Source organism: Flavobacterium sp. (assembly GCF_003525665.1).
In the GTDB taxonomy this organism is placed as follows: Bacteria; Bacteroidota; Bacteroidia; order Flavobacteriales; family Flavobacteriaceae; genus Flavobacterium.
Window position 1 is genome coordinate 1,338 of sequence record NZ_DQDX01000223.1, and the last position, 20,318, is coordinate 21,655.

14 protein-coding genes and 1 pseudogene are annotated in these 20,318 nt (G+C 33.2%); 8 read left to right on the forward strand and 7 right to left on the reverse strand.

What is annotated here, in order from left to right:
* Nucleotides 1–23 precede the first annotated feature (23 nt).
* The 8 genes from DIU01_RS15325 to DIU01_RS15360 all read left to right on the forward strand — a co-directional run bounded on the left by DIU01_RS15325 (nt 24) and on the right by DIU01_RS15360 (nt 7,226).
* Entirely contained in the window at nt 24–1,241 is a 1,218-nt protein-coding gene (locus DIU01_RS15325; protein ID WP_290836008.1) for a DUF1015 domain-containing protein, read from the forward strand.
* 186 nt (nt 1,242–1,427) lie between these two features.
* Nucleotides 1,428–2,129 (forward strand): YggS family pyridoxal phosphate-dependent enzyme, encoded by a 702-nt coding sequence (locus DIU01_RS15330; protein ID WP_290835978.1) that lies wholly within the window; start codon nt 1,428–1,430, stop codon nt 2,127–2,129.
* Between the two features lie 59 nt (nt 2,130–2,188).
* Entirely contained in the window at nt 2,189–3,550 is a 1,362-nt protein-coding gene (locus DIU01_RS15335) for an exonuclease domain-containing protein (RefSeq protein ID WP_290835979.1), read from the forward strand.
* Between the two features lie 40 nt (nt 3,551–3,590).
* Entirely contained in the window at nt 3,591–4,511 is a 921-nt protein-coding gene (gene miaA, locus DIU01_RS15340; RefSeq protein WP_290835981.1) for a tRNA (adenosine(37)-N6)-dimethylallyltransferase MiaA, read from the forward strand.
* 60 nt (nt 4,512–4,571) lie between these two features.
* On the forward strand, nt 4,572–5,123 hold the full coding sequence (locus tag DIU01_RS15345; protein ID WP_290835982.1) for a hypothetical protein: 552 nt from the start codon (nt 4,572–4,574) through the stop codon (nt 5,121–5,123).
* Nucleotides 5,124–5,210: 87 nt separating this feature from the next.
* Nucleotides 5,211–5,864 (forward strand): hypothetical protein, encoded by a 654-nt coding sequence (locus DIU01_RS15350; protein WP_290835984.1) that lies wholly within the window; start codon nt 5,211–5,213, stop codon nt 5,862–5,864.
* Nucleotides 5,865–5,866: 2 nt separating this feature from the next.
* Nucleotides 5,867–6,472, forward strand: coding sequence for a hypothetical protein (locus DIU01_RS15355; protein ID WP_290835985.1), 606 nt, complete (start codon nt 5,867–5,869; stop codon nt 6,470–6,472).
* A gap of 28 nt (nt 6,473–6,500) precedes the next feature.
* Complete coding sequence (locus tag DIU01_RS15360) at nt 6,501–7,226, forward strand: acyl-ACP thioesterase domain-containing protein (RefSeq protein WP_290835986.1); 726 nt, start codon at nt 6,501–6,503, stop codon at nt 7,224–7,226.
* 253 nt (nt 7,227–7,479) lie between these two features.
* Here the strand turns inward: DIU01_RS15360 and DIU01_RS15365 are convergent, their stop codons facing one another.
* The 7 genes and pseudogenes from DIU01_RS15365 to DIU01_RS15395 all read right to left on the reverse strand — a co-directional run.
* On the reverse strand, nt 7,480–8,184 hold the full coding sequence (locus tag DIU01_RS15365) for a response regulator transcription factor (RefSeq protein WP_290835988.1): 705 nt from the start codon (nt 8,182–8,184) through the stop codon (nt 7,480–7,482).
* Nucleotides 8,185–8,190: 6 nt separating this feature from the next.
* Nucleotides 8,191–9,777: a sensor histidine kinase KdpD gene (locus DIU01_RS15370; protein WP_290835989.1), complete on the reverse strand. Its 1,587-nt coding sequence runs from the start codon at nt 9,775–9,777 to the stop codon at nt 8,191–8,193.
* A gap of 71 nt (nt 9,778–9,848) precedes the next feature.
* Nucleotides 9,849–10,556 carry a dephospho-CoA kinase gene (coaE, locus tag DIU01_RS15375; RefSeq protein WP_290836010.1) on the reverse strand — a complete coding sequence of 236 codons (708 nt, stop codon included), beginning with the start codon at nt 10,554–10,556 and terminating at the stop codon, nt 9,849–9,851.
* Nucleotides 10,557–10,571: 15 nt separating this feature from the next.
* A pseudogene (locus DIU01_RS15380) lies at nt 10,572–11,567 on the reverse strand (glycosyltransferase family 2 protein); the annotation flags it as partial.
* A gap of 89 nt (nt 11,568–11,656) precedes the next feature.
* A complete protein-coding gene (locus DIU01_RS15385; protein WP_290835990.1) occupies nt 11,657–17,812 on the reverse strand; it encodes a GEVED domain-containing protein in 6,156 nt (2,051 codons plus the stop codon).
* A gap of 141 nt (nt 17,813–17,953) precedes the next feature.
* A complete protein-coding gene (gene fabV / locus DIU01_RS15390) occupies nt 17,954–19,144 on the reverse strand; it encodes an enoyl-ACP reductase FabV (protein ID WP_290835992.1) in 1,191 nt (396 codons plus the stop codon).
* A gap of 64 nt (nt 19,145–19,208) precedes the next feature.
* Nucleotides 19,209–20,318 (reverse strand): DNA repair protein RecN (locus DIU01_RS15395; protein WP_290835994.1); only part of this gene is annotated, 1,110 nt, incomplete at its 5' end.

Here is a 20,318-nt window from a genome sequence, read left to right on the forward strand (position 1 = left end):
CTGAGACTGAAAACTATAAAAACATGAGCAAAATAATCCCTTTCAAAGCCGTTCGTCCAACTCCTGATAAAGTAGCATTAGTAACTTGTAGAAACTACGATGATTATTCGCCTGCGGAATTGGCTTCGTGGTTGGATTTCAATCCGTATTCCTTTTTGCATGTGATTAATCCGGCTTATGTACATTCACAGAAGATTACTTTGGACAAGCGATTTAAAGGCGTGGCTCATAAATACCAAGATTTTAAAAACGATGGTGTTTTTCTTGAAGATGAAAAAGCGGCTTTCTTTTTGTATGAAATTCAGACAAAAAGTCAATCGTTTATAGGAATAGTTGCTGGAACTTCTATTGAAGATTACAAAAACAATGTCATCAAAAAACACGAAGACACTTTGCAATATCGCGTAGAATTATTCAAGGATTATTTGCATCAAACGGGTTTTAACACCGAACCAGTTTTGATAACCTATCCAGATAATCAAGAAATAAATTTGTGGATTTCTGAAAAGAAAAAAGAACAGCCAATCTATCATTTTTCGACAACAAACAAAGAAAAACATACACTTTGGAAAATTGAAACCGATGCAGAAATTGCTTGGTTAGAAAATCAATTCGAAAAAATTCCAGAATTATATATTGCCGATGGACATCACCGTTCGGCTTCGGCAGAATTACTATACGATCAAAATAAAGCTTTAGGAAATGAAAACTTAAACAATTTTATGAGTTTTCTAATTGCTGAAAGTAACGTTAAAATATACGAATTCAACCGAATTATTCGAGATTTAAATGGTAATTCTAAAGACATTTTTCTAGAAAAGTTATCTGAAAATTTCATTATTAAATCCAAAGAACAAGAATTGTGGAAACCGCAAAGTAAATTTGAATTCGGGATGTATCTTGACGGCGCATTTTATGCACTTTTTTACAAATTAGAAAACAATACTACTTCGCTATTAGAAAATCTTGATGCTCAAATTTTATACGATAAAGTGTTGCAACCTATCTTAGGAATTGAAGATTTACGAAACGACGAACGCATAGAATACATTCCTGGAAAACAATCTATTTTAACAATAAAAGAATTGGTAGACGAAGGTGAATTTGAAGTCGGATTTATGTTATTTCCATCGGATATTTCAGAAATTAAAGCATTGGCCGATAACAATTTAATTATGCCTCCGAAAAGTACGTATATTGAGCCTAAGTTTCGTAGCGGATTGATGGTTTATGAATTATGATTTTTTAGAATAGAGAATATAGAGAAAAGAAAATAGATAGATTTTTAGGAACACAGATTTAAGAAATCGATAAAATTTTAAAAATTTCTCTAATTTCTTAAATCTGTGTTCCTTAATAAAATAATATACAAATGCTGTCTCTGATACACATCTCCGATAACACGAGACTAAGGAGANNATATACAAATGTCAATAAAAGAAAACCTCCTCCAAATAAAATCACAACTTCCCAATCACGTAACACTTGTAGCGGTTTCTAAGACCAAACCTGTTGCTGATTTAATGGAAGCTTACAATGCTGGTCAACGTGTTTTTGGTGAAAACAAAATCCAAGAAATGACTGATAAATGGGAAGAAATGCCCAAAGATATTCAGTGGCACATGATTGGGCACGTTCAAACGAACAAAGTGAAATTCATGGCAGAATATGTGAGTTTGATTCATGGAGTTGATAGTTTGAAATTATTACAGGAAATCAATAAGCAAGCACAAAAACACAATCGTGTAATTGATTGTCTGCTTCAAATTTATATCGCTGAAGAAGAATCTAAATTTGGATTGGATGAGAACGAATTAGATGAGATTCTGAAACAAGTTCAGAATGACAACAGCGATTTAACAAACATCAGAATTGTTGGTTTAATGGGAATGGCTACTTTTACTGATAATCAAAGCCAAATTAAAAAGGAATTTGATAATTTGAAAAATATTTTCGACAAAATAAATGCAGACGCGATTAGTAAAGACGCGATTAGTAAAGACGCGATTAATCGCGTCTCTATCCTTTCTATGGGAATGTCTGGAGATTATAAACTCGCAATTGAATGCGGAAGTACGATGGTTCGAATAGGAAGTAGTATCTTTGGAAATAGAACTTATCAAATATAAAGTTGAGATTCCTATGGAATGACAAACTAAACACTTAAAACTGAACACTGAACACTATTTTGTACGCAATACTCGACATAGAAACCACCGGAGGACAATTCAACGAAGAAGGAATTACCGAAATAGCCATCTATAAATTTGATGGTCATGAAGTCGTGGATCAATTTATCAGTTTGGTTAATCCAGAAAAAGAAATTCAACCGTTTGTGGTTAAGTTGACCGGAATCAATAATGCTATGTTGCGTTCGGCTCCAAAATTTTATGAAGTTGCAAAACGCATTATAGAAATTACTGAAGATTGCATTATTGTTGCTCATAACTCATCATTTGATTATCGAATATTACGAACAGAATTCACCCGATTGGGTTATGATTTTATTCGTCCTACACTTTGTACAGTAGAATTATCTAAAAAATTAATTCCGGGAATGGAATCGTATAGTTTAGGGAAATTAGTTCGAGCACTCGGAATTCCTGTAACCGATAGACATAGAGCAAGCGGCGACGCATTGGCAACCGTAAAATTATTCAAATTAATTCTATCAAAAGATACTGAAAAAGAGATTTTAATTAGTTCGATAAAAGCCGAAATTAAAAGCGGATTATCTCCAAAATTACTTGATATTGTAGAAAGTTTGCCTAACAAAACTGGAATCTATTACATCCACAACGAAAAAGGTGATTTGATTTATATTGGAAAAAGTAAAAACATTAAAAAACGTGTCAATCAGCATTTTACAGGCAAAACTACTAAGTGTAAAAAAATTCAATTAGAAGTTTTTACCGTTACTTATGAAGAAACTGGAAGCGAATTAATTGCACTTTTGAAAGAAAGCGAAGAGATAAAAATCAACAAACCTATTTACAATCGAGCGCAACGAAAAAGTATATTTCAATGGGCTTTATATGATGTTTTGGATGATAATGGTTACCTCAATTTACGCCTTCAAAAAGCCGATGGCAGAAAGAAAGAAATCACTGCTTTTACTACTATTCAAGAAGGAAAAAATGCTTTGTTTAGAATCACTGAAAAATACAATTTATGTCAGAAATTAAACGGATTGTATGAAACTCAAAACGGCTGTTTTCAATACAAAATAAAGGAATGTAATGGCGCTTGTTTGGGATTAGAATCACCTGAAATCTATAACGAAAGAGTTGAAGAATTCATTAACGAAATGACATTTAGTAACAATAATATGATTGTCATTGATAGAGGTCGCAAAGTAGATGAAAGAAGCGCAGTTTTAATTGAAAATGGTATTTATAAAGGCTATTGTTTTTATGATTTGAATTATCAAATATCGAATATCGAAGTAATGAAAAATATTCTTATTCCGATGCAAAACAATCGAGATACACGAACTATTATTCAAGGTTATTTGAGGAAAAATCGTGTGATGAAGGTTTTGAAGTTTTAAAAAAGAGAATATAGAAAAAAGAATATAGAATATAGAACTTTTGAATTACCTAATAACCATTATCGGACCAACAGCAATAGGAAAAACTTCCTTGAGTATCGCTTTGGCACAACATTTTAACTGCGATATTATTTCGTGTGATAGTCGTCAATTTTTTAAGGAAATGAGAATTGGTACTGCTGTTCCGAGCGATGAAGAATTGGCAAGTGCAAATCATCATTTTATCCAAAATAAATCGATATTTGAAGAATATACTGTTGGCGATTTTGAACGTGATGCCATTACCAAATTAGACGAATTATTTGAAAAAAATAATGTTCAAATTATGGTTGGTGGATCAGGTTTATATGTTGATGCCGTTTTAAAAGGATTTGATGATTTTCCTGAAATTGATTCTAAAATTCGTGACGAAGTTAGAGCAAATTATGAAGAAAAAGGATTAGAATATCTTCAAGCAATTCTGAAAGAAAAAGATATAAATTATTTTGATTTACTTTCGTCAAATAATCCGCAGACTTTGCAAAATCCGCAACGGATGATGCGATTTGTGGAAGTTTGTTTAGGAAGCAATCAACCCTATTCCTCATTTTTAAATCAGAAGAAAAATAGTAGAAACTTTACTCCTATCATCATCGGATTGGAAGCCGAAAGACAAATTATGTACGACCGAATCAACCAACGTGTTGCTATAATGATGAATGAAGGTTTATTGGCAGAAGCTGAAAAATTATATCCTAATAAAGATTTAAATGCGTTACAAACTGTTGGTTACAGAGAATTATTCGAATATTTAGACGGAAACATTTCTTTGGATTTTGCAATTGAAGAAATCAAAAAAAACACAAGACGATTTTCAAAACGTCAGATTACTTGGTTTAAACGAACCGAAAATGCTATTTGGTTTGATCATTTAAAGGATAGAAAAGAAATCATTTCTCATATCACCAATATTATCAAATAAACAAATTTGTATTTTCCACGCAACCTTAAAACAATCTAATCATCTACTATAAAAAAAGATATGAAAAAAATTACACTTTTTGTTTTACTTGTTGCTCCTTTTCTATTGGCAATGCAATGTGAACCAGAACCATGTACACCCAAAGTTTCTCAAAAGTTTAAGGACAACTTAATCACCGTTGAAAATCTACAAAATACTTACAATGTTGGTGACATTATTTGGTTGAATTCCTATCTTGACAGAAATCAAACATTTACAGATCCAGCAGAAACTATTGATTTACTTACTTATCCAATGGATTTTGGATTTGGTATTCAATTTTATAAATCATCTGTGTATAATCCTGAAATATACCTTTGTTTGGATGAAAATACAACCGAAATTACCAATGGATCTTTAAGCAACTGTAACCTATTTGTCTATGAAAAAGTTGGAAACAATTTAAAAAGCAGAGTTGGAATCAAACTTCTAGAAACTGGCAATTACAAAATTTCAATTTACAATATTGCTTCATTTAGAGAATCGGGTTTAAATTGTAACGATAAAGCTATTGACATCAACACCACATTTAGTAATAATAACGAACAAATGATAAGTTTTACTGTTCAATAATTTTTGTCATTTTTTTATATTTCAAATTAACCATTTGGCACTTCTCGCCACGTTACTAAGAAAATTTTCATCCATCAATAAAATACTATGAAAAAAATATTATTACTCTTTTCAATACTATCGATGAGCTCTTGTGTCGTTCCTTATGATGCCGAAACCAGATTGTTGTTTGAAACACAAATTGTAGATTCTAATGAAAATGTTTTAAGTGGCGTTGACGTAGAAATAAATGTTAGTAACGGCAATGGACTTGGAGCTGGAAATGAAACTATCAGTTATGGTAAAACGGACAGTAATGGCAACATAAAATTGGTTTTTCCTTCGGCAGAATTTAACCGAGGTTATGAAATATTTATACAATCTAAAGAAAATGAAAATCTAGGATTTCTGCCTTTTTCATTTAACAATCTTGAACTAGATAATTTTCCTGATTACAAATTATCAATCCCAAAGATTTATAGATTAACTTATGATGAAAGTGTTCCTGTTACATTACAATTTAATCCAGTAAATGGCAATAAAAAATTTATAGACTTAAAAATTGACGGCGTATTTTGCCCTTCGTTTACTGATTATAATGATGATGAGCAATCTTATTTTGTAAATTATTTCTATGCTAAGAAAAATCAAACTATTCTAATCACTTATAAAATTGAAAATGTAAGTACTGGCGTAATTGATACCAATAGTCAAGAAATTACTATAGGAACAGACGCTATTCAAACAACAATAAACTATTAAAAATGAAATTCAAATCATTACTTTTTGCTTTATTTTTAATGAATCAAGTTGGTTATTCGCAAGAAAAAACAGAACCTAAAAAAAATAAATTACAACTTGATAGTTCGTTTATTGTAGGTTTTATTTACCCAATAGAATTTGGAAATACTGCTTTGTCCAAAGGTCATAACGCTAATTTGGGTCTTACAAGTTCCTTTGGTTTGCTAAAATACAACACAATTTCTGCAGGAATTGGTTTAGACATGGTAATTTACTCGGTAAAAGACAAGCAAATTATTGGAGATTATGACAATTCTAAACACAATTCTTATTTTGGATTTGTAAAATATGATTACAATCTCACTAAGAAAATTTCATTGTCACCCAATATTGGCTATGGCTATTCTGAACTAGTAATAAGAAAAAACAACAAAAGACGCGGTGCACAAGATGGAACTGAATTGCGATTGGGCACTTTAATAAGCTATAATTTTAATAAACTAAATTCTTTATGTTTTTCTATTATGTATGTTAATAATAATTATGACGTAAAAACCAATGAATCATTGCAAGACTTTTTTAGTAAATCAAACAGTATTCAAATTGGAATTGTTTATAGAACACAATAAATGCCGCTACTACTTAAATTAAATTTTTATGCCAATATCTAAAGACTTTACCTCCATCCTAACCAATGATTGGGATATTAATTTTCTACAATGTTATCCAAACGGCTATTTGAGATATACCGAATTATGTAATTTATTTCAATTGACGGCTGCAACCCATTCTGAAGTTGGTGGCATTAGTTTTAGCGATATGCAAGAGTTTCATCAGGCTTGGGTTTTAAGTAAGATGCGCGTTGAGATTAAGCAATTACCTAAATGGAAAGATAAAGTAACGGTGAAAACTTGGATTAAATCGTTAGAGAATTCGCGTTCTACACGTTGTTTGGAATTGTATCTTGGCGATGAAAAAATTGTAGGTTGCGAGACTTTTTGGGCTGTTTTCAATACTAAAACACGACGACCAGAAGCATTGGCTTTGCCTCACGAACATTTTGAAAAGTTTCCAGAAGTAAGTGCAACGGAAAAAAGTTATGCTAAAATAGATCTTCAGCAAGAGTTTGAAATTGTTGCCGAACGAACAGTTTTATTATCAGATTTGGATATTGTAAATCATGCTAATAGTGTGAAATATCTAGAATGGTGTTTGGATTATGTGGATTCTAAATCTATTATGAAACAAGACATTAAAGCATTTGAAATGAATTACTTGAAGGAAGTTTCGCTTAATGAAACGATTGAAATTGCTAAAAACGAAACTATTTTTACAGTAAGTAAAGATGGGAAAGTTTGTTTTGGACTGGAGCTTGAAATGTAAAATTATTTAGATTATACCTACAAGGTCACAAAAAGACCTTGCAGGAAAACTAAAGTTCGATTTACAGCGAAAACCCTAGCCCAGATAGCAATGGAAATCCTTTTGTAAAAGAAGTCTATTTTTTCTTGTTGTAAAAGAGCGACCCTAGAAGCTCCTTTTACAGCTTAGAAAAAAAGACTTGTTTACAAAAGATTGTAATGTATAGCTGGAAAAAGCTTCTAAAAAAAGCCCCAATTTCTTGGAGCTTTCTTATTTATTTTTTTACGACTAATCTGAATCCTTCGCCGTGGATGTTTAAAATTTCTACACCTGGATCGTCTTTTAAGTATTTTCTTAATTTGGCGATGTAAACGTCCATACTTCTAGAAGTGAAGTAGTTATCGTCTCTCCAGATTTTTGTTAATGCTAATTCTCTTGGCATTAAATCTTCTACGTAAAGTGCTAACATTTTTAGCAATTCGTTTTCTTTTGGTGACAATTTAATTGGTTCGTTACCAGGAAAATTCAAGAAACGTAGTTTTGAATTTAGGTGGAATTTACCAATTTGGAATTCGAATTGAACGTTTTCTGCTTTAGTTTCTGATGATTTTCTTTGCATGATGGCTTTGATTTTCATCAACAACACTTCAGAATCGAAAGGTTTGTTAAGGTAATCGTCTGCTCCTACTTTATAGCCTTTAAGTACGTCTTCTTTCATGGTTTTAGCCGTTAAGAACACGATTGGCACTTCTTTATTTTTCTCACGAATTTCTTTGGCTAATGTATAACCGTCTTTGTATGGCATCATTACGTCAAGAATACACAAGTCATAAGTATCTTTTTTGAATTTTTCAAAGCCTTCCATACCATTTTTTGCAAGAACAACATCAAAGTCGTTTAGCATTAAATAATCTTTTAAAATGGCACCAAAGTTTTGGTCGTCTTCTACTAATAATATTCTTTTGTTTTCTTTTTCCATAATTTTTTAATTTATCAATGGTACTTTTATAATAAATGTGCTTCCTTTTCCTTTTTCGCTTTCTACGAAAACTTGACCGTTGTGGTCTTCTACAATTCTTTTTACGTAGGCTAGTCCTAATCCGTGGCCTTTAACGTTGTGTAAATCTCCGGTGTGTTCTCTGTAAAATTTTTCAAAAATTCGTTTTTGAGCCACTTTACTCATTCCGGTTCCTTGGTCTTTTATTTTAATTACTACAAAATCTTTAATGTTCTCTGTGTATATATCAATAACGGGTGCATCTGGCGAATATTTTATGGCATTGTCTAAAATATTAACAATTACGTTGGTAAAATGTACTTCGTTTAGCAATACTGTTGTTCTATTGGCGTTGAAATTTTTCGTTATTTTTCCGCCTCTATCTTCTATAATTAAATGTACGTGATCTATGGCATCATAGATTATTTGTTGTACATCATGTGATTCTTTTGAAATGTCAAGTTCTTTCTTTTCTAATTTAGAAATTCTAAGAACGTTTTCTACTTGCGCATGCATTCGTTTATTTTCGTCTCGAATCATTTGCAGGTATCGAAACACCTTTTCTTTATCGTCTATTACTTTTGGGTTCTTTATGGCGTCTAGAGCAAGGTTTATAGTAGCAATAGGCGTTTTGAACTCGTGTGTCATATTGTTGATGAAATCGGTCTTAATTTCTGAAATATGACGTTGTTTTATTAATTGATGCAATGCATTTGCGTATGCTATGATGATAATCAATGTAAAAATGATGGACAACATTGAAATTCCGACAATTTCTCTAAATAAAAATTTCTTCTTTTGAGGAAAATTTACATGGAGATTGTATTTGTTATTTCCATCATTATCAATGAAAATTGGAATTGAATAAGTAGAATATTTATCATATTTAAAATGTTCCGACTTAAGTTTTGTTGCTAATCCATTGCTGTAAACATTGAATTCAAATGGCGTAAGTACTCCGTATTCTTTTAATTCATTAGACAAAAGAGTAGACAAATCTTTTGTTGAAACTCGCTCTTGAATTGGTGTAACAGCAGCAATATCTTTATAAAATATTTCAAATTGAGCATTTTCTAAAATAGCTAATGCGCCCTCTTTGCTAATTGTAATTTCTGGATTAATAGATTTATTTATACTAGAATTATCAAAAGCGTTGTTGTTATTGAAAATTTCGGTTTTTCTTTTTGCTGAAAATCCTTTTACTTTAGAACTATCTGCATTTTTATCAATGAACTTAGAAAATACATCATAATTATCAGAAATGATACTATTAGAATATATTATTGTTTCGTTAGTTTTAGAATTTCGTTGGTAATATCCGTACTCTAATAAATCTTCCTTTTGTGGTGTTTTACCGGTACTTTCCTTTACCTTGTTGTATTTATTATAAAAAGCGTATTGCTCTTTTTTTTGCAGTTTCACCGCTACATTTCCTAAAACTTGTTTGACGTGAAATTTGAATTCGTCTTCACTTTTTTCTAACGAGTCATTAAACCAATACACTTGTACGAAGATAATACCCAATAAGGATATGCTCATTAAGAATACTAAAAGGCGAAAAACAAACTTATTCATCACACCAAAATTAGCATTTTAACATATATTCTGTTAATGCATTAACCAAACATTAACATTGAGGTCATTTTTTATTTATTTTTCAATAAAATAAGGATTTCATCGACTTGCTTTTTTGTTTCCTCAAAATTCTCGTTCATGACTACAAATTGGCTTCTTGCAATTCGTTCATCATCAGATAATTGATTGTTAATTCTTTGAAGTATTTTTTCTCTAGTAGAATTGTCTCTCTTTAAAACTCTGGCAATTCTAGTTTCTAATGGTGCCGAAACTGTAATAATTTGATCACAATCTTTGTAACTTCCGCTTTCGAATAAAATGGCAGTTTCTTTAACAATAATGGGTGCATTTTGATTTTGAATAATCCAATTGTCAAAATGTTTTTTTACCGCAGGATGGACGATTGCATTTAATTGCTTTAACTTTTCTGGATTATTAAATACGATTGTTGCAAGTTTATCTCGGTTTAGTATATTGTTGGAATCGAGAACTTCATTACCGAAAACTTCTGCTATTTTAATAACGATATCAGGAAACTCCATTACTTTTTTGGCTTCAACATCTGAAATATAAACTGGAATTCCTTTCGATTGAAGGTAATTGGCGATCGTTGTTTTTCCGCTTCCTATTCCGCCAGTTAAACCAATAATTTTAGTTTTTTTAGCTACTGGTTCTACAATATTATGAATTGGAGCTACAATTTTATCGATAGCTTTTTCAATTGTTTTTTGAATTGGAAGTTCCGATGGTTTTTCAAATGCTATTTTTTCTGAAAGTATTTCTTGAGCAGTATTTACTTTAAAGAAGAGTTCGGGAAAAGCTTCTTGTGGTTTTTTTCGTAAGATATTAATTTTGAAAAATGAGTTTAGGAACCCAAATCCATATCCGAAAAATTGCTTCCAAACCGCAACAATTGATAATAGTCCAATAAATGGATTTTTATTTTGAATACTTGAAACAATGAAAATGATAACGAAGTAAAGAAAATATAATTTTAAACCCCAATCAAATAAAATAAATAATAGTAACGCCGAAATTATAAATCCGATGACAAATAATGAAGGAAACCAATACGTGATTTTTTTGTATTCGGGATACCAGTGATTTAAAATAGGTCTTGCCTTTCCAAATTTTGATACTTGCAAACTAAATTTATCCCAATCGATTCTTCTTTTATGATAGACAAAAGCCGATTTAAATAAACGTGTTTCATAACCTAATTTCCATAATCTAATGGATAAATCTGGATCTTCACCGGGATGAATATTTCCGAAACCATTGGATGCTTCAAAAGCCTTTTTAGAAATTCCCATATTGAAACTTCTTGGCTGAAATTTATCAATTTTTTCAGATCCGCCTCGAATTCCTCCGGTTGTTAGAAAAGAGGTCATTGCAAAATTAATCGCTTTTTGAATGGAAGAGAACGATTTTAATGCCTTATCAGGACCACCAAAACAATCAACGTAATTTGCACTTAATTCTTTTTCAACTTCAGATAAATACTGATTAGGAATAATACAATCAGAATCAAAAATGATGAAATAATCACCTTTTGCCTTTTGCATACCAAAATTTCTTGAATCTCCAGGACCAGAATTTGTTTTAAAAAAGTAAGATATAGATAGTTTATCAGAAAAAGTTTGAACTACTTCTTTGCAAGTTATTGTAGAGCCATCTTCAACAATCACAATTTCGTAATTGTTTTTATAAGTTGATTGAAGCAAACTTTCTAGCAATTCTTTTACTTCGTCTGGTCTATTATAAACAGGAATAATTATTGAAAAAAACATTTGAAAAAATTTTAACAAATATACTCTTTCTATAAAAGAAAAGTCCCGCCTAAGCGGGACTTTTTATAAATTAAATAAATAATTTAAACTTATTGTTTGATTACTTTGATAGTTTTCACTTTATCATTAGCAGTAACTTTTACTAAATAAGTTCCAGATGGAAGATTAGACATGTCAACTTGCGCTAGAGTAGCATCCATTGAGTTTGTTCTAACTTCTTGTCCTAGTAAATTAATTACTTGAACTTTAGTAATGTTTTCTGTGTAAGATAAGTTTAACACATCGTTCACTGGGTTTGGATAGAATGCAAAGTTAGCATCATCAAATGAATCAGTTGCTAAGTTTTGTGTTACTCCAATTGTAAACGGTCCTTCTGGACTATTAGTAGATCCACTGAAGTGTCCAACATTAATATAGTAAGTTGTACCAACAGTAGATGCAGCAATTGTGTAAGTTTCAGAACCACTTGTTCCACCTGCATCTACAGTTCCAACACAAGTGAATGTGCCGCATGAACCTGTATAAACACCAACTTGAGGATCCCATCCAGTAACTCCTGTGATATTAATAACAATATCGTTACCATTACCAACAACAGAATACCAAACACCATCGTTCATAGCGTTTGAAGAACAAGCAGTTATAAATCCAGCATTGTTTGTAGCAGCTGTAGCATCTTGTGTGTTTGTGTAAGGAATAGCACCTACTACAAATGCAGTAGAACATGCATCATTAGCTGGCGCAGCTGGTAATGTACCTATACAAACATTAAATGTTGAAGTTTGTCCAGCTGTAGCAGTGTATGAGTAAACTCTAATGTAATATGTTTGACCAATAGTTAAACCTGCAGGAGTACTTGATTCAGGATCTGAACAAGTTCCAGGAACTAATGCTAAAGTTGCACAATCTGCACCTGTCCATAAAGAATGGAATAAGTCAGTTGTACTTCCAGCAATATTAGTTAAGCTTATTTGATGTGAAGTTGCGGTTGCTACAAATGAGAACCAAACATCATCATCTTCAGTACCACTGCAAGCAGCAGCATCAGTTGTTGAAGCTGTTGCTCCAACTAAAGTACCAGCTGTAACAGCAGTACAAGTTAAACTAGGATTAACAGTAACAGCTAAAGCACCAGAACAATTATCATTAGCAGGTGCTGGTGGTGGTGTAACAGTTAAAACTCCACTGTTATAAGCCGTTCCATTCCAGAAGTTACCATTGTTAGATGAATCAATTCCTCCATAAACATAAGCACCAGAATTTAATCTAAATCTAGTTGCATAGTAATATGTTCCAGGAAGTAAAGTAGCACCAATAGTTGCTTGATACTCATCATTATTTGATATATGACCAGAATTCCATGTTGCAGGAACCCAGTTTGTCCATGTATTTGGATTTGTATTACTTCCTACTGGACTAATACCAACCCAAGCAGTAATACCTGCAGCTTGACCTGTAATATTCGGAGCAACATCTGTTAATCCACCTTCGTAAATTTGACCATAAACAACACCTGAACCACCTTGAGCAAATGTCAATGTAGCTGGGAATTGTAAATTAGCATAATCTGGAGAATCAGTAGAAATAACTCCACATGTAACTGTTCTTATTCTACAAGTTGACTGAGCACCACAACCAGCAGTGTGCGTGTAAAAACGAACATTACCTGATACTGTAGAAACCCATGTTAAAGAGCCTGTACCTGTTGCTACCGAAGTAACACCAGCATCAGTGCTTAAAGTAATAATATCTGTTGCAATAGAACTTGCAAAAGTATAAGTTTGACCTGAAGCAACTGTCACAACAGAATACTCACTTGCAAAACCACAAGTAGTAATTTGCTGAACAGCATACCCATCACAATTAGCAGCTGGATTGAAAGTAGACGTTGGCCACTGACCATTTGTAGAAGTTAAACATGGTGCAGGACTACAATCTAAAGTAGTTGTAATTGCAAGTCTTGAACTTTCGCAAGTACCGTTAACAGAAGCAACGTAATATGTAGTTGCAGTAAGAAGTGTAGTTGTAGGTAATACATTTCCACCAGTTGCAGCATCGTACCAAACTAAATTTGTACCAGTAACAACCAAATCAGCTAAGTCATCATTATCTGTATTACAGAAAGTTTGAGAAGCAGCACCAGTTGGAGTCGCAGCTGTTGCAGTTACAGTTACAGCTACTGCAAGTCTAGTTGAACTTTCACATGTACCAATAGTTTGAGACGCATAATAAGTTGTTCCAGATACTAATGCAGTCGTAGAAGGCAATTCTGTACCTAAAGTCGCAGCATCATACCATTTAATTGTAGCGCCTGTAGCACCAACAGCAACTAAATTAGCAACTGTAGGAGAACCACAAAATGTTTGCGTAGCATTTCCTGTTGGAGCTGGACATGCAGGTGGTGCAATTATATTTACTGTAAAATCTACAACTTCACCAAAAGAACCACTGTAACATGGATTAGCAGGTGTTTGTACTGCATCAGTTGATACAATTCTCATTCTACGGCTACCTAAAGGAGCAGTAGATGCTAATGTGAATGATGCATTTTGAACATTCGGGCTTGTTGCACTTGATATTCCTGAAAAGACAATTTCAGTAGAATCAAAATTAAAATCATTATTCAAATCAATCCAAACCACAGTATTATAATCATAAATAGAAGTGTTGAATGAAATCTGTAAATTATTCAATTCTCCTGTAGTTAAATCAACTGGTGTACCTGTATTATTGTTATATACAGGAGACGTTGAAACTGTATTTGGGAAATTGGTTGTACCTAATTGAACATTAGTAATACCTGTTCCATCAACAGAAGTTGGTGCAGCAGTACAATAACATCCTGTAGCAGCAGTTAAAAACGATTGCTCAGCACATCCTGTAGCATTACCTATTGTATTGTAAGGAATAACAGTATAATAATAAGTTGTAGCAATATTTGGTGTTGCTAAATTATAAGTTAAAGCAGAACCTAAATCTACATTATTAGCAATATTTGTACCGCCAGTGGTAGTACCAACATTAATTCTATAACCATTAGCTGCTGGCGTAGCATTCCAAGAGATTGATAGTGGGAAATTTCCACATCCTACTGGTTGACTAGCAACTATGTTAGAAGCGCATACTGGCGCAAGAACTGGTGGAATATTTACCTTAAAGTTATCAATAAAAAAGTCATAATCTTGAGTATCATCTACTGGACCTTCATCTGCTCTAAATGCAAATAAAACGTTTGGAGAAGTTACAGTAGAAAGATTGTAAACTTTTGTTGCACCAATATTTGTTGGTGTATTTGCTGTATTGAAAAGCTCTAGAGAAGTCCAAGTTACACCACCATCGGTAGACATTAAAAAGTTTACCGCATCATCAGAACCCATTGTTGCAGCAGTAGTTCCGCCAAAAACAGTAGCACCTACGTCATACTTCACTTCATAACCACCTGCAGATAAATTAAAAATTGGTGATATCATCCATCCAATTCTATTTCCTAAAAATAGATTGTATTTAATTGAACCTGTTGCACCAACGTTTAAATAACCATCGTTAGCCCACGCACTTAATCCGGTTCCAGTTGGACCAGTTGCAATAGTACCAGCTTCTGCTCTGTTCCAACATAACGCTGGAAAAGTAGCAAAATCTTGAACATATGCCGGTGTAAAAGGAGCACATAAAGTCGTAAAAGTTCCTGGTAGAGAATTTGTACTTGTTATTGGACCAGCACAAATAGCTCTAACATAATATTGAAAAGTTGTAGCAGATGCTAACCCTGTTAACGTAAAAGGATTTGTAGCAGCAGGAACAATTGTACCTGTACCTACTGTGAATCCTGGGGCCCCATATTCTATTTCCCAAGAAACATCTGTAGGATTACCTGTCCAAGCTATCGAAGCTGAAGTAGAAGTTATTGCACTTGAAGATACACCTGAAGGATTAGCGCATGCAGGAATTGCTTCCCAAGCCACGTCATCAATGTAAATAGTGGTAGTTGCACCTGTAAAAACAGCATTTTTTATAGCTAATGTACTTACACCAGCTGGAACTCCAGTTGGATAAACAACATACTCTTGAGTATTTGCAACAGCTGTTCCTGCTACATTAATAGTTTGTAAAGCTACAAAAGTTGATACATCAGAAGAATTCGTCATGTATCCAACAACTAAACTTCTTGGCGACAAAGTTGTATATGCTTTGAATCTAAGTCTATTAGTTGCTGCTTGTAAATTAGAAACTGGAGGTAAAATCGCATAAGCCTCATTTGCAGTAGTAGCTTGTAAAAAAAGTCTATTGCTAGGCGACATTGGAGCAGTTGAACCAGTCGTAATATAAGTTGTTGTAGAAGAACCTGCTCTACTCCAACAATCAGGTAAACTATTTATACCTGTAGGCCAAGTATCAAAATTTTCTGTGAAAGCAGTTACTCCATTACATAATGTTTTAAATGTAAATGGTCCAGCCCAAGAACTAAATTCAGGTCCTGAACATTCACCTCTAACAAAATATTGATAAGTTGTATTAGCTGTTAATCCAGTTAATGTAAAAGGATTTGTTGTTACTGGAGAAACAATTGTTCCAGTACCTAGAGTAAACCCATTAAGCCCGTATTGTACTTGCCATTGTGGTTCTGCACCACCATTTGCCCAGCTTAACTGCGCACTACCATTAGTAACAGATAAAACGTTTAATGCCGTTGGCTCAACGCAAGAAGAATTTACTTCCCATTTAACATCATCAATATAAACCGTAGTAGCTGTACCAGCAACTAAAGAAAAGACAAGATTGTTAACACCAGGAACAGCACTTAAATAAGGAATCACTGTAAATTCTGTCGCAGTTGTAGCAGCAGTACTTGGTAAATCAATTTCCTCTATAACTACAAAAGTACTTGCATCACCTGGAGTTGTAAAATACCCAACTCTTAATTTTTTAGCTGCTGCAGTTGCGTAAGCTTTAAATCTTAATCTATGTGTTTCAGCTTGTAAATTAGAAACTGGAGGCAAGGTTGCAAAAGCAGTAGTTGTAGCAGAAATATTCATGTACAATCTATTTGCTGGTGACATTGGAGCCACACTTCCTGTGGTATTATAAACATTTCCTGTACTACCTGCACTACTCCAACATACTGGCAAAACACCAATACCTGTAGGAGTATTGTCAAAATTTTGGATAAAATCTGTCACTCCCACACATTGTGTAACGAATGAACCTAGAGAAGTCCATACTCCAAATTCAGATCCGCAATTAGATCTTATAAAAACGAAATATGTTGTAGCTGGTGTCAAACCTGTTAAAGCAACAGAGTTAGTTGCAGATGCTGTACCAGCAGCCGTTGGAACAGTATTAGTTGTAGAATATACATATTCATAACCTGCTGATGGCACTATTGAAGGCACACCCCAAGTTAATGTAGCACTGGTACTTGTTAAGTTACTAGTAGTTAAAGATACTGGACTAGGGCACGTTGGCGGAGTCCAAGTAAAAGTTAAACCACTCGCAGGAATATTCGTATTTACCATCGTTACAGCACCAGTTGCTGCAGTAGCTGCAGTAGTTGATGCCCAAGAAGTAGTAGATGCTCTAGCTACGAAATTACCTGCTGTAGCAGCTGGCGCAGCTCTTAACCCTACTTGATAAGTACTTGATGTAGTATTACTTACAAAAGCACCATAAAGTGTTTGAACAACATTTGTTGTTTCATATAATTTAATTTGAAAATTAAATGAATCACCGGTTGCTGTGAACTTTCTGTAGTTTTTCCATTGTACAGTTAGAACTTGATTCGGAGAAGTACCTGAAACTTCGAAACGAAGTGTACTTCCAACTTGTCCTTGTAAATCGCGACCAAGTGGTGAAATTCTTGCAACTAATTCATTAGTAACAGTAGTTGCTGTAGAACTCAACGGTGTATAATTACTAGTTGAATTAATGTTAACAGCATTAGCTCCTAAGGAAGATTTTCCTAGAGATATCCACCCGTTATTGTTAACCGCAAAACGGTCATAGACTTCTCCGTTAAAAACGAAGTTAAATCCAATTGGAAATCCTACTCCGGTCGATAAGCCTGCCGTTCCGGTAAGATCAGCAGGATCAACAAATCGTTGATCATCTGATGCTTCTGCGCCCAGAACTGTACCGCCTGTAATCTCGGTGTAGGTTCCGCTAGATTGTGAAAAACTATAGGACACAACTTGAGAGCTGGCGCTAAAGGAAATCACAAAAAGCATGATTAATAATGTAATTTTTTTCATAAAAAATGAAGTTTAAGTTAATAAGCGATAAATATATAAATTAATAAAAAAAACCCGCTAGAAAGCAGGTTTTTTTTATTAACATTTTGTTAATATACTTTATTTTCTTTGAAAAAAATTAACGAGTTTGAGTAGGATTTACTAGTTAATACTTTCAATCATGACAAGCTCGTTTGTATCTGCATTATAGTCCACACCTTCAAATCCGAAACCAAAAAGATTCAAGAAATCTTGTTTGTATCCAGCTAAATCTCCTATTTGTGGTAAAGTTTCTGTTGTTGCTTCTGCCCAAAGTTTTGCAACTTGTTCTTGAACATCGGCACGCATTTCCCAGTCATCAATTCTAATTCTACCATTTTCATCTGTAGGAATTTCGCCTTCGCTGTAAAGTCTTTGGCTGTACAATCTTTGAATTTGTTCAATACAACCTTCATGAATTCCATCTGCTTTCATGATTTTATATAAAAGTGATATATATAAAGGTATAACCGGAATTGCAGAACTTGCTTGTGTAACCAATGCTTTGTTTACAGAAACATAAGCTTTTCCGTTTATGTCTTTTAAACTATCTGTAATTGTAAATGCTGTTGCTTCAAGATGATCTTTTGCTCTACCAATTGTTCCTTTTCTGTAAACGGCTTCTGTAACTGCTGGTCCAATATAAGAATAAGCAATAGTTGTTGCTCCATCTGCCAATAAATTTTCTGCTTTTAAGGCATCAATCCACATGGTCCAATCTTCGCCGCCCATAACTACAACTGTGTTATCAATGTCTTCTTGATTTGCTGGTTCTATAGAAACTTGAGTTACATTTCCTGTATGAAAATCAACTGTTTTGTTGGTGAAAGTTCCGCCAATTGGTTTTAATGTTGAACGGTGTAAAACTCCAGTTTCTGGATGCATACGAACTGGCGATGCTAAACTGTAAATTATCAAATCAATCTGACCTAAATCAGCTTTAATCATATCGATAGTTTGCTGTTTTACTTCTTTAGAGTATGCGTCTCCATTGATACTTTTTGCATACAAGCCTGCTTTGTGCGCTTCATTTTCAAAAGCTGCAGAATTGTACCAACCTGGCGAAGCTGTTTTACCTTCTGTAGGTGGTTTTTCAAAGAAAACTCCAATTGTTGAAGCGTTGCAACCAAAAGCACTTGATATTCTTGATGCCAAACCAAAACCTGTTGATGCACCAATTACTAAAACACGTTTAGCACCATCGATTGATCCTTTTGATTTAACGTAATCGATTTGATTTTTTACATTTTGTTCGCAACCTTTTGGATGTGCTGTCAAGCAAATAAAGCCTCGCATTCTTGGTTCTATAATCATAACTTTGTATTTATTATGTTCTATTTATTTGTCTAATTTGTTTAAACAAAGATAATTCTATTTTTTAGTTAAGCAATTCCTTAGCATGATTTAAAGCCGAATCTGAAATGGTTGAACCCGATAACATTTGCGCAATTTCTATAACTCGCTCATCGTTAGACAGTAACTTCAATTCCGATTGCGTTTGATTTTCTTTAATTACTTTGTAGACTTTGAAGTGATCTTTTCCTTTTCCTGCAATTTGTGGCAAATGTGTGATAGCAAATACTTGCATATTCTCACTCATTGTTTTCATGATTTCACCCATTTTATGAGCAATTTCACCTGAAACTCCTGTATCAATTTCGTCAAATATTATTGTTGGAAGTTTAGAATATTGCGATAAAACCGATTTAACAGCCAACATAATTCGCGACATTTCTCCACCAGATGCCACTTTTTTTAGCAAGCCAAAATCGGAACCTTTATTGGCAGAAAATAAAAACTGAATTTCGTCTTTTCCATTAGAATAAAATTCTTCTTTTAAAGTAAGTTGAATGTTAAATCTAGCATTTGCCATTCCTAATTGTTCGAGAATTGCAGCTAATTTATCAGTTAAAACTGGAACAGCTTCTGCCCTATTTTTATGAATTCTAGAAGCAACTTCATTAAGCTGAACTTCAATTTCTTGAATTGATTTTTCTATTGCTTCGATTTCTGATTCTAATGTAGCAACCGAAACAACTTTATTATCCAAATCATTTTGAATTTCTAACAATTCATCAACCGTATTTACCTGATGCTTTTTCTGTAAATTGTAAATAAATTGTAACTTTTGGTTTAACAAATCTAACTCTTCTGGATTAGAAAAAAGATTTTGAGATAGTTGCGAGAGTTCTTTTTCTATATCATCAAATTCGATTAAAACACTAGAAATTCGTTCGAATAACTGATTGTATTCTGGTGAAAAACTAGCGATTTTTTGAAATGAAAGTTTAATTTCTTTAAGATTTTCTAAAACCCCAAGCTGCTCTTCATTTGCTAAAGCAAGCGATTTTACAAGATTTTCTTTTATAAATTCGACATTATTTAGCTTTTCATATTGCACTTCAAGATCTTCTTGTTCACCCGATTTTAGATTTGCCGAAAGTAATTCTTCTAATAAAAAAGTATTGTAATCTTGTTCTTTTAAAAC

What these genes read in the sequence shown, in the direction of transcription:
- DIU01_RS15325 (WP_290836008.1), top strand. Translation starts at nt 24, where the DNA reads ATGAGCAAAATAATCCCTTTCAAAGCCGTTCGTCCAACTCCTGATAAA.
- DIU01_RS15330 (WP_290835978.1), top strand. Translation starts at nt 1,428, where the DNA reads ATGTCAATAAAAGAAAACCTCCTCCAAATAAAATCACAACTTCCCAAT.
- DIU01_RS15345 (WP_290835982.1), top strand. Translation starts at nt 4,572, where the DNA reads ATGAAAAAAATTACACTTTTTGTTTTACTTGTTGCTCCTTTTCTATTG.
- DIU01_RS15350 (WP_290835984.1), top strand. Translation starts at nt 5,211, where the DNA reads ATGAAAAAAATATTATTACTCTTTTCAATACTATCGATGAGCTCTTGT.
- DIU01_RS15355 (WP_290835985.1), top strand. Translation starts at nt 5,867, where the DNA reads ATGAAATTCAAATCATTACTTTTTGCTTTATTTTTAATGAATCAAGTT.
- DIU01_RS15360 (WP_290835986.1), top strand. Translation starts at nt 6,501, where the DNA reads ATGCCAATATCTAAAGACTTTACCTCCATCCTAACCAATGATTGGGAT.
- DIU01_RS15365 (WP_290835988.1), bottom strand. Translation starts at nt 8,184, where the DNA reads ATGGAAAAAGAAAACAAAAGAATATTATTAGTAGAAGACGACCAAAAC.
- DIU01_RS15370 (WP_290835989.1), bottom strand. Translation starts at nt 9,777, where the DNA reads ATGAATAAGTTTGTTTTTCGCCTTTTAGTATTCTTAATGAGCATATCC.
- DIU01_RS15385 (WP_290835990.1), bottom strand. Translation starts at nt 17,812, where the DNA reads ATGAAAAAAATTACATTATTAATCATGCTTTTTGTGATTTCCTTTAGC.
- fabV (WP_290835992.1), bottom strand. Translation starts at nt 19,144, where the DNA reads ATGATTATAGAACCAAGAATGCGAGGCTTTATTTGCTTGACAGCACAT.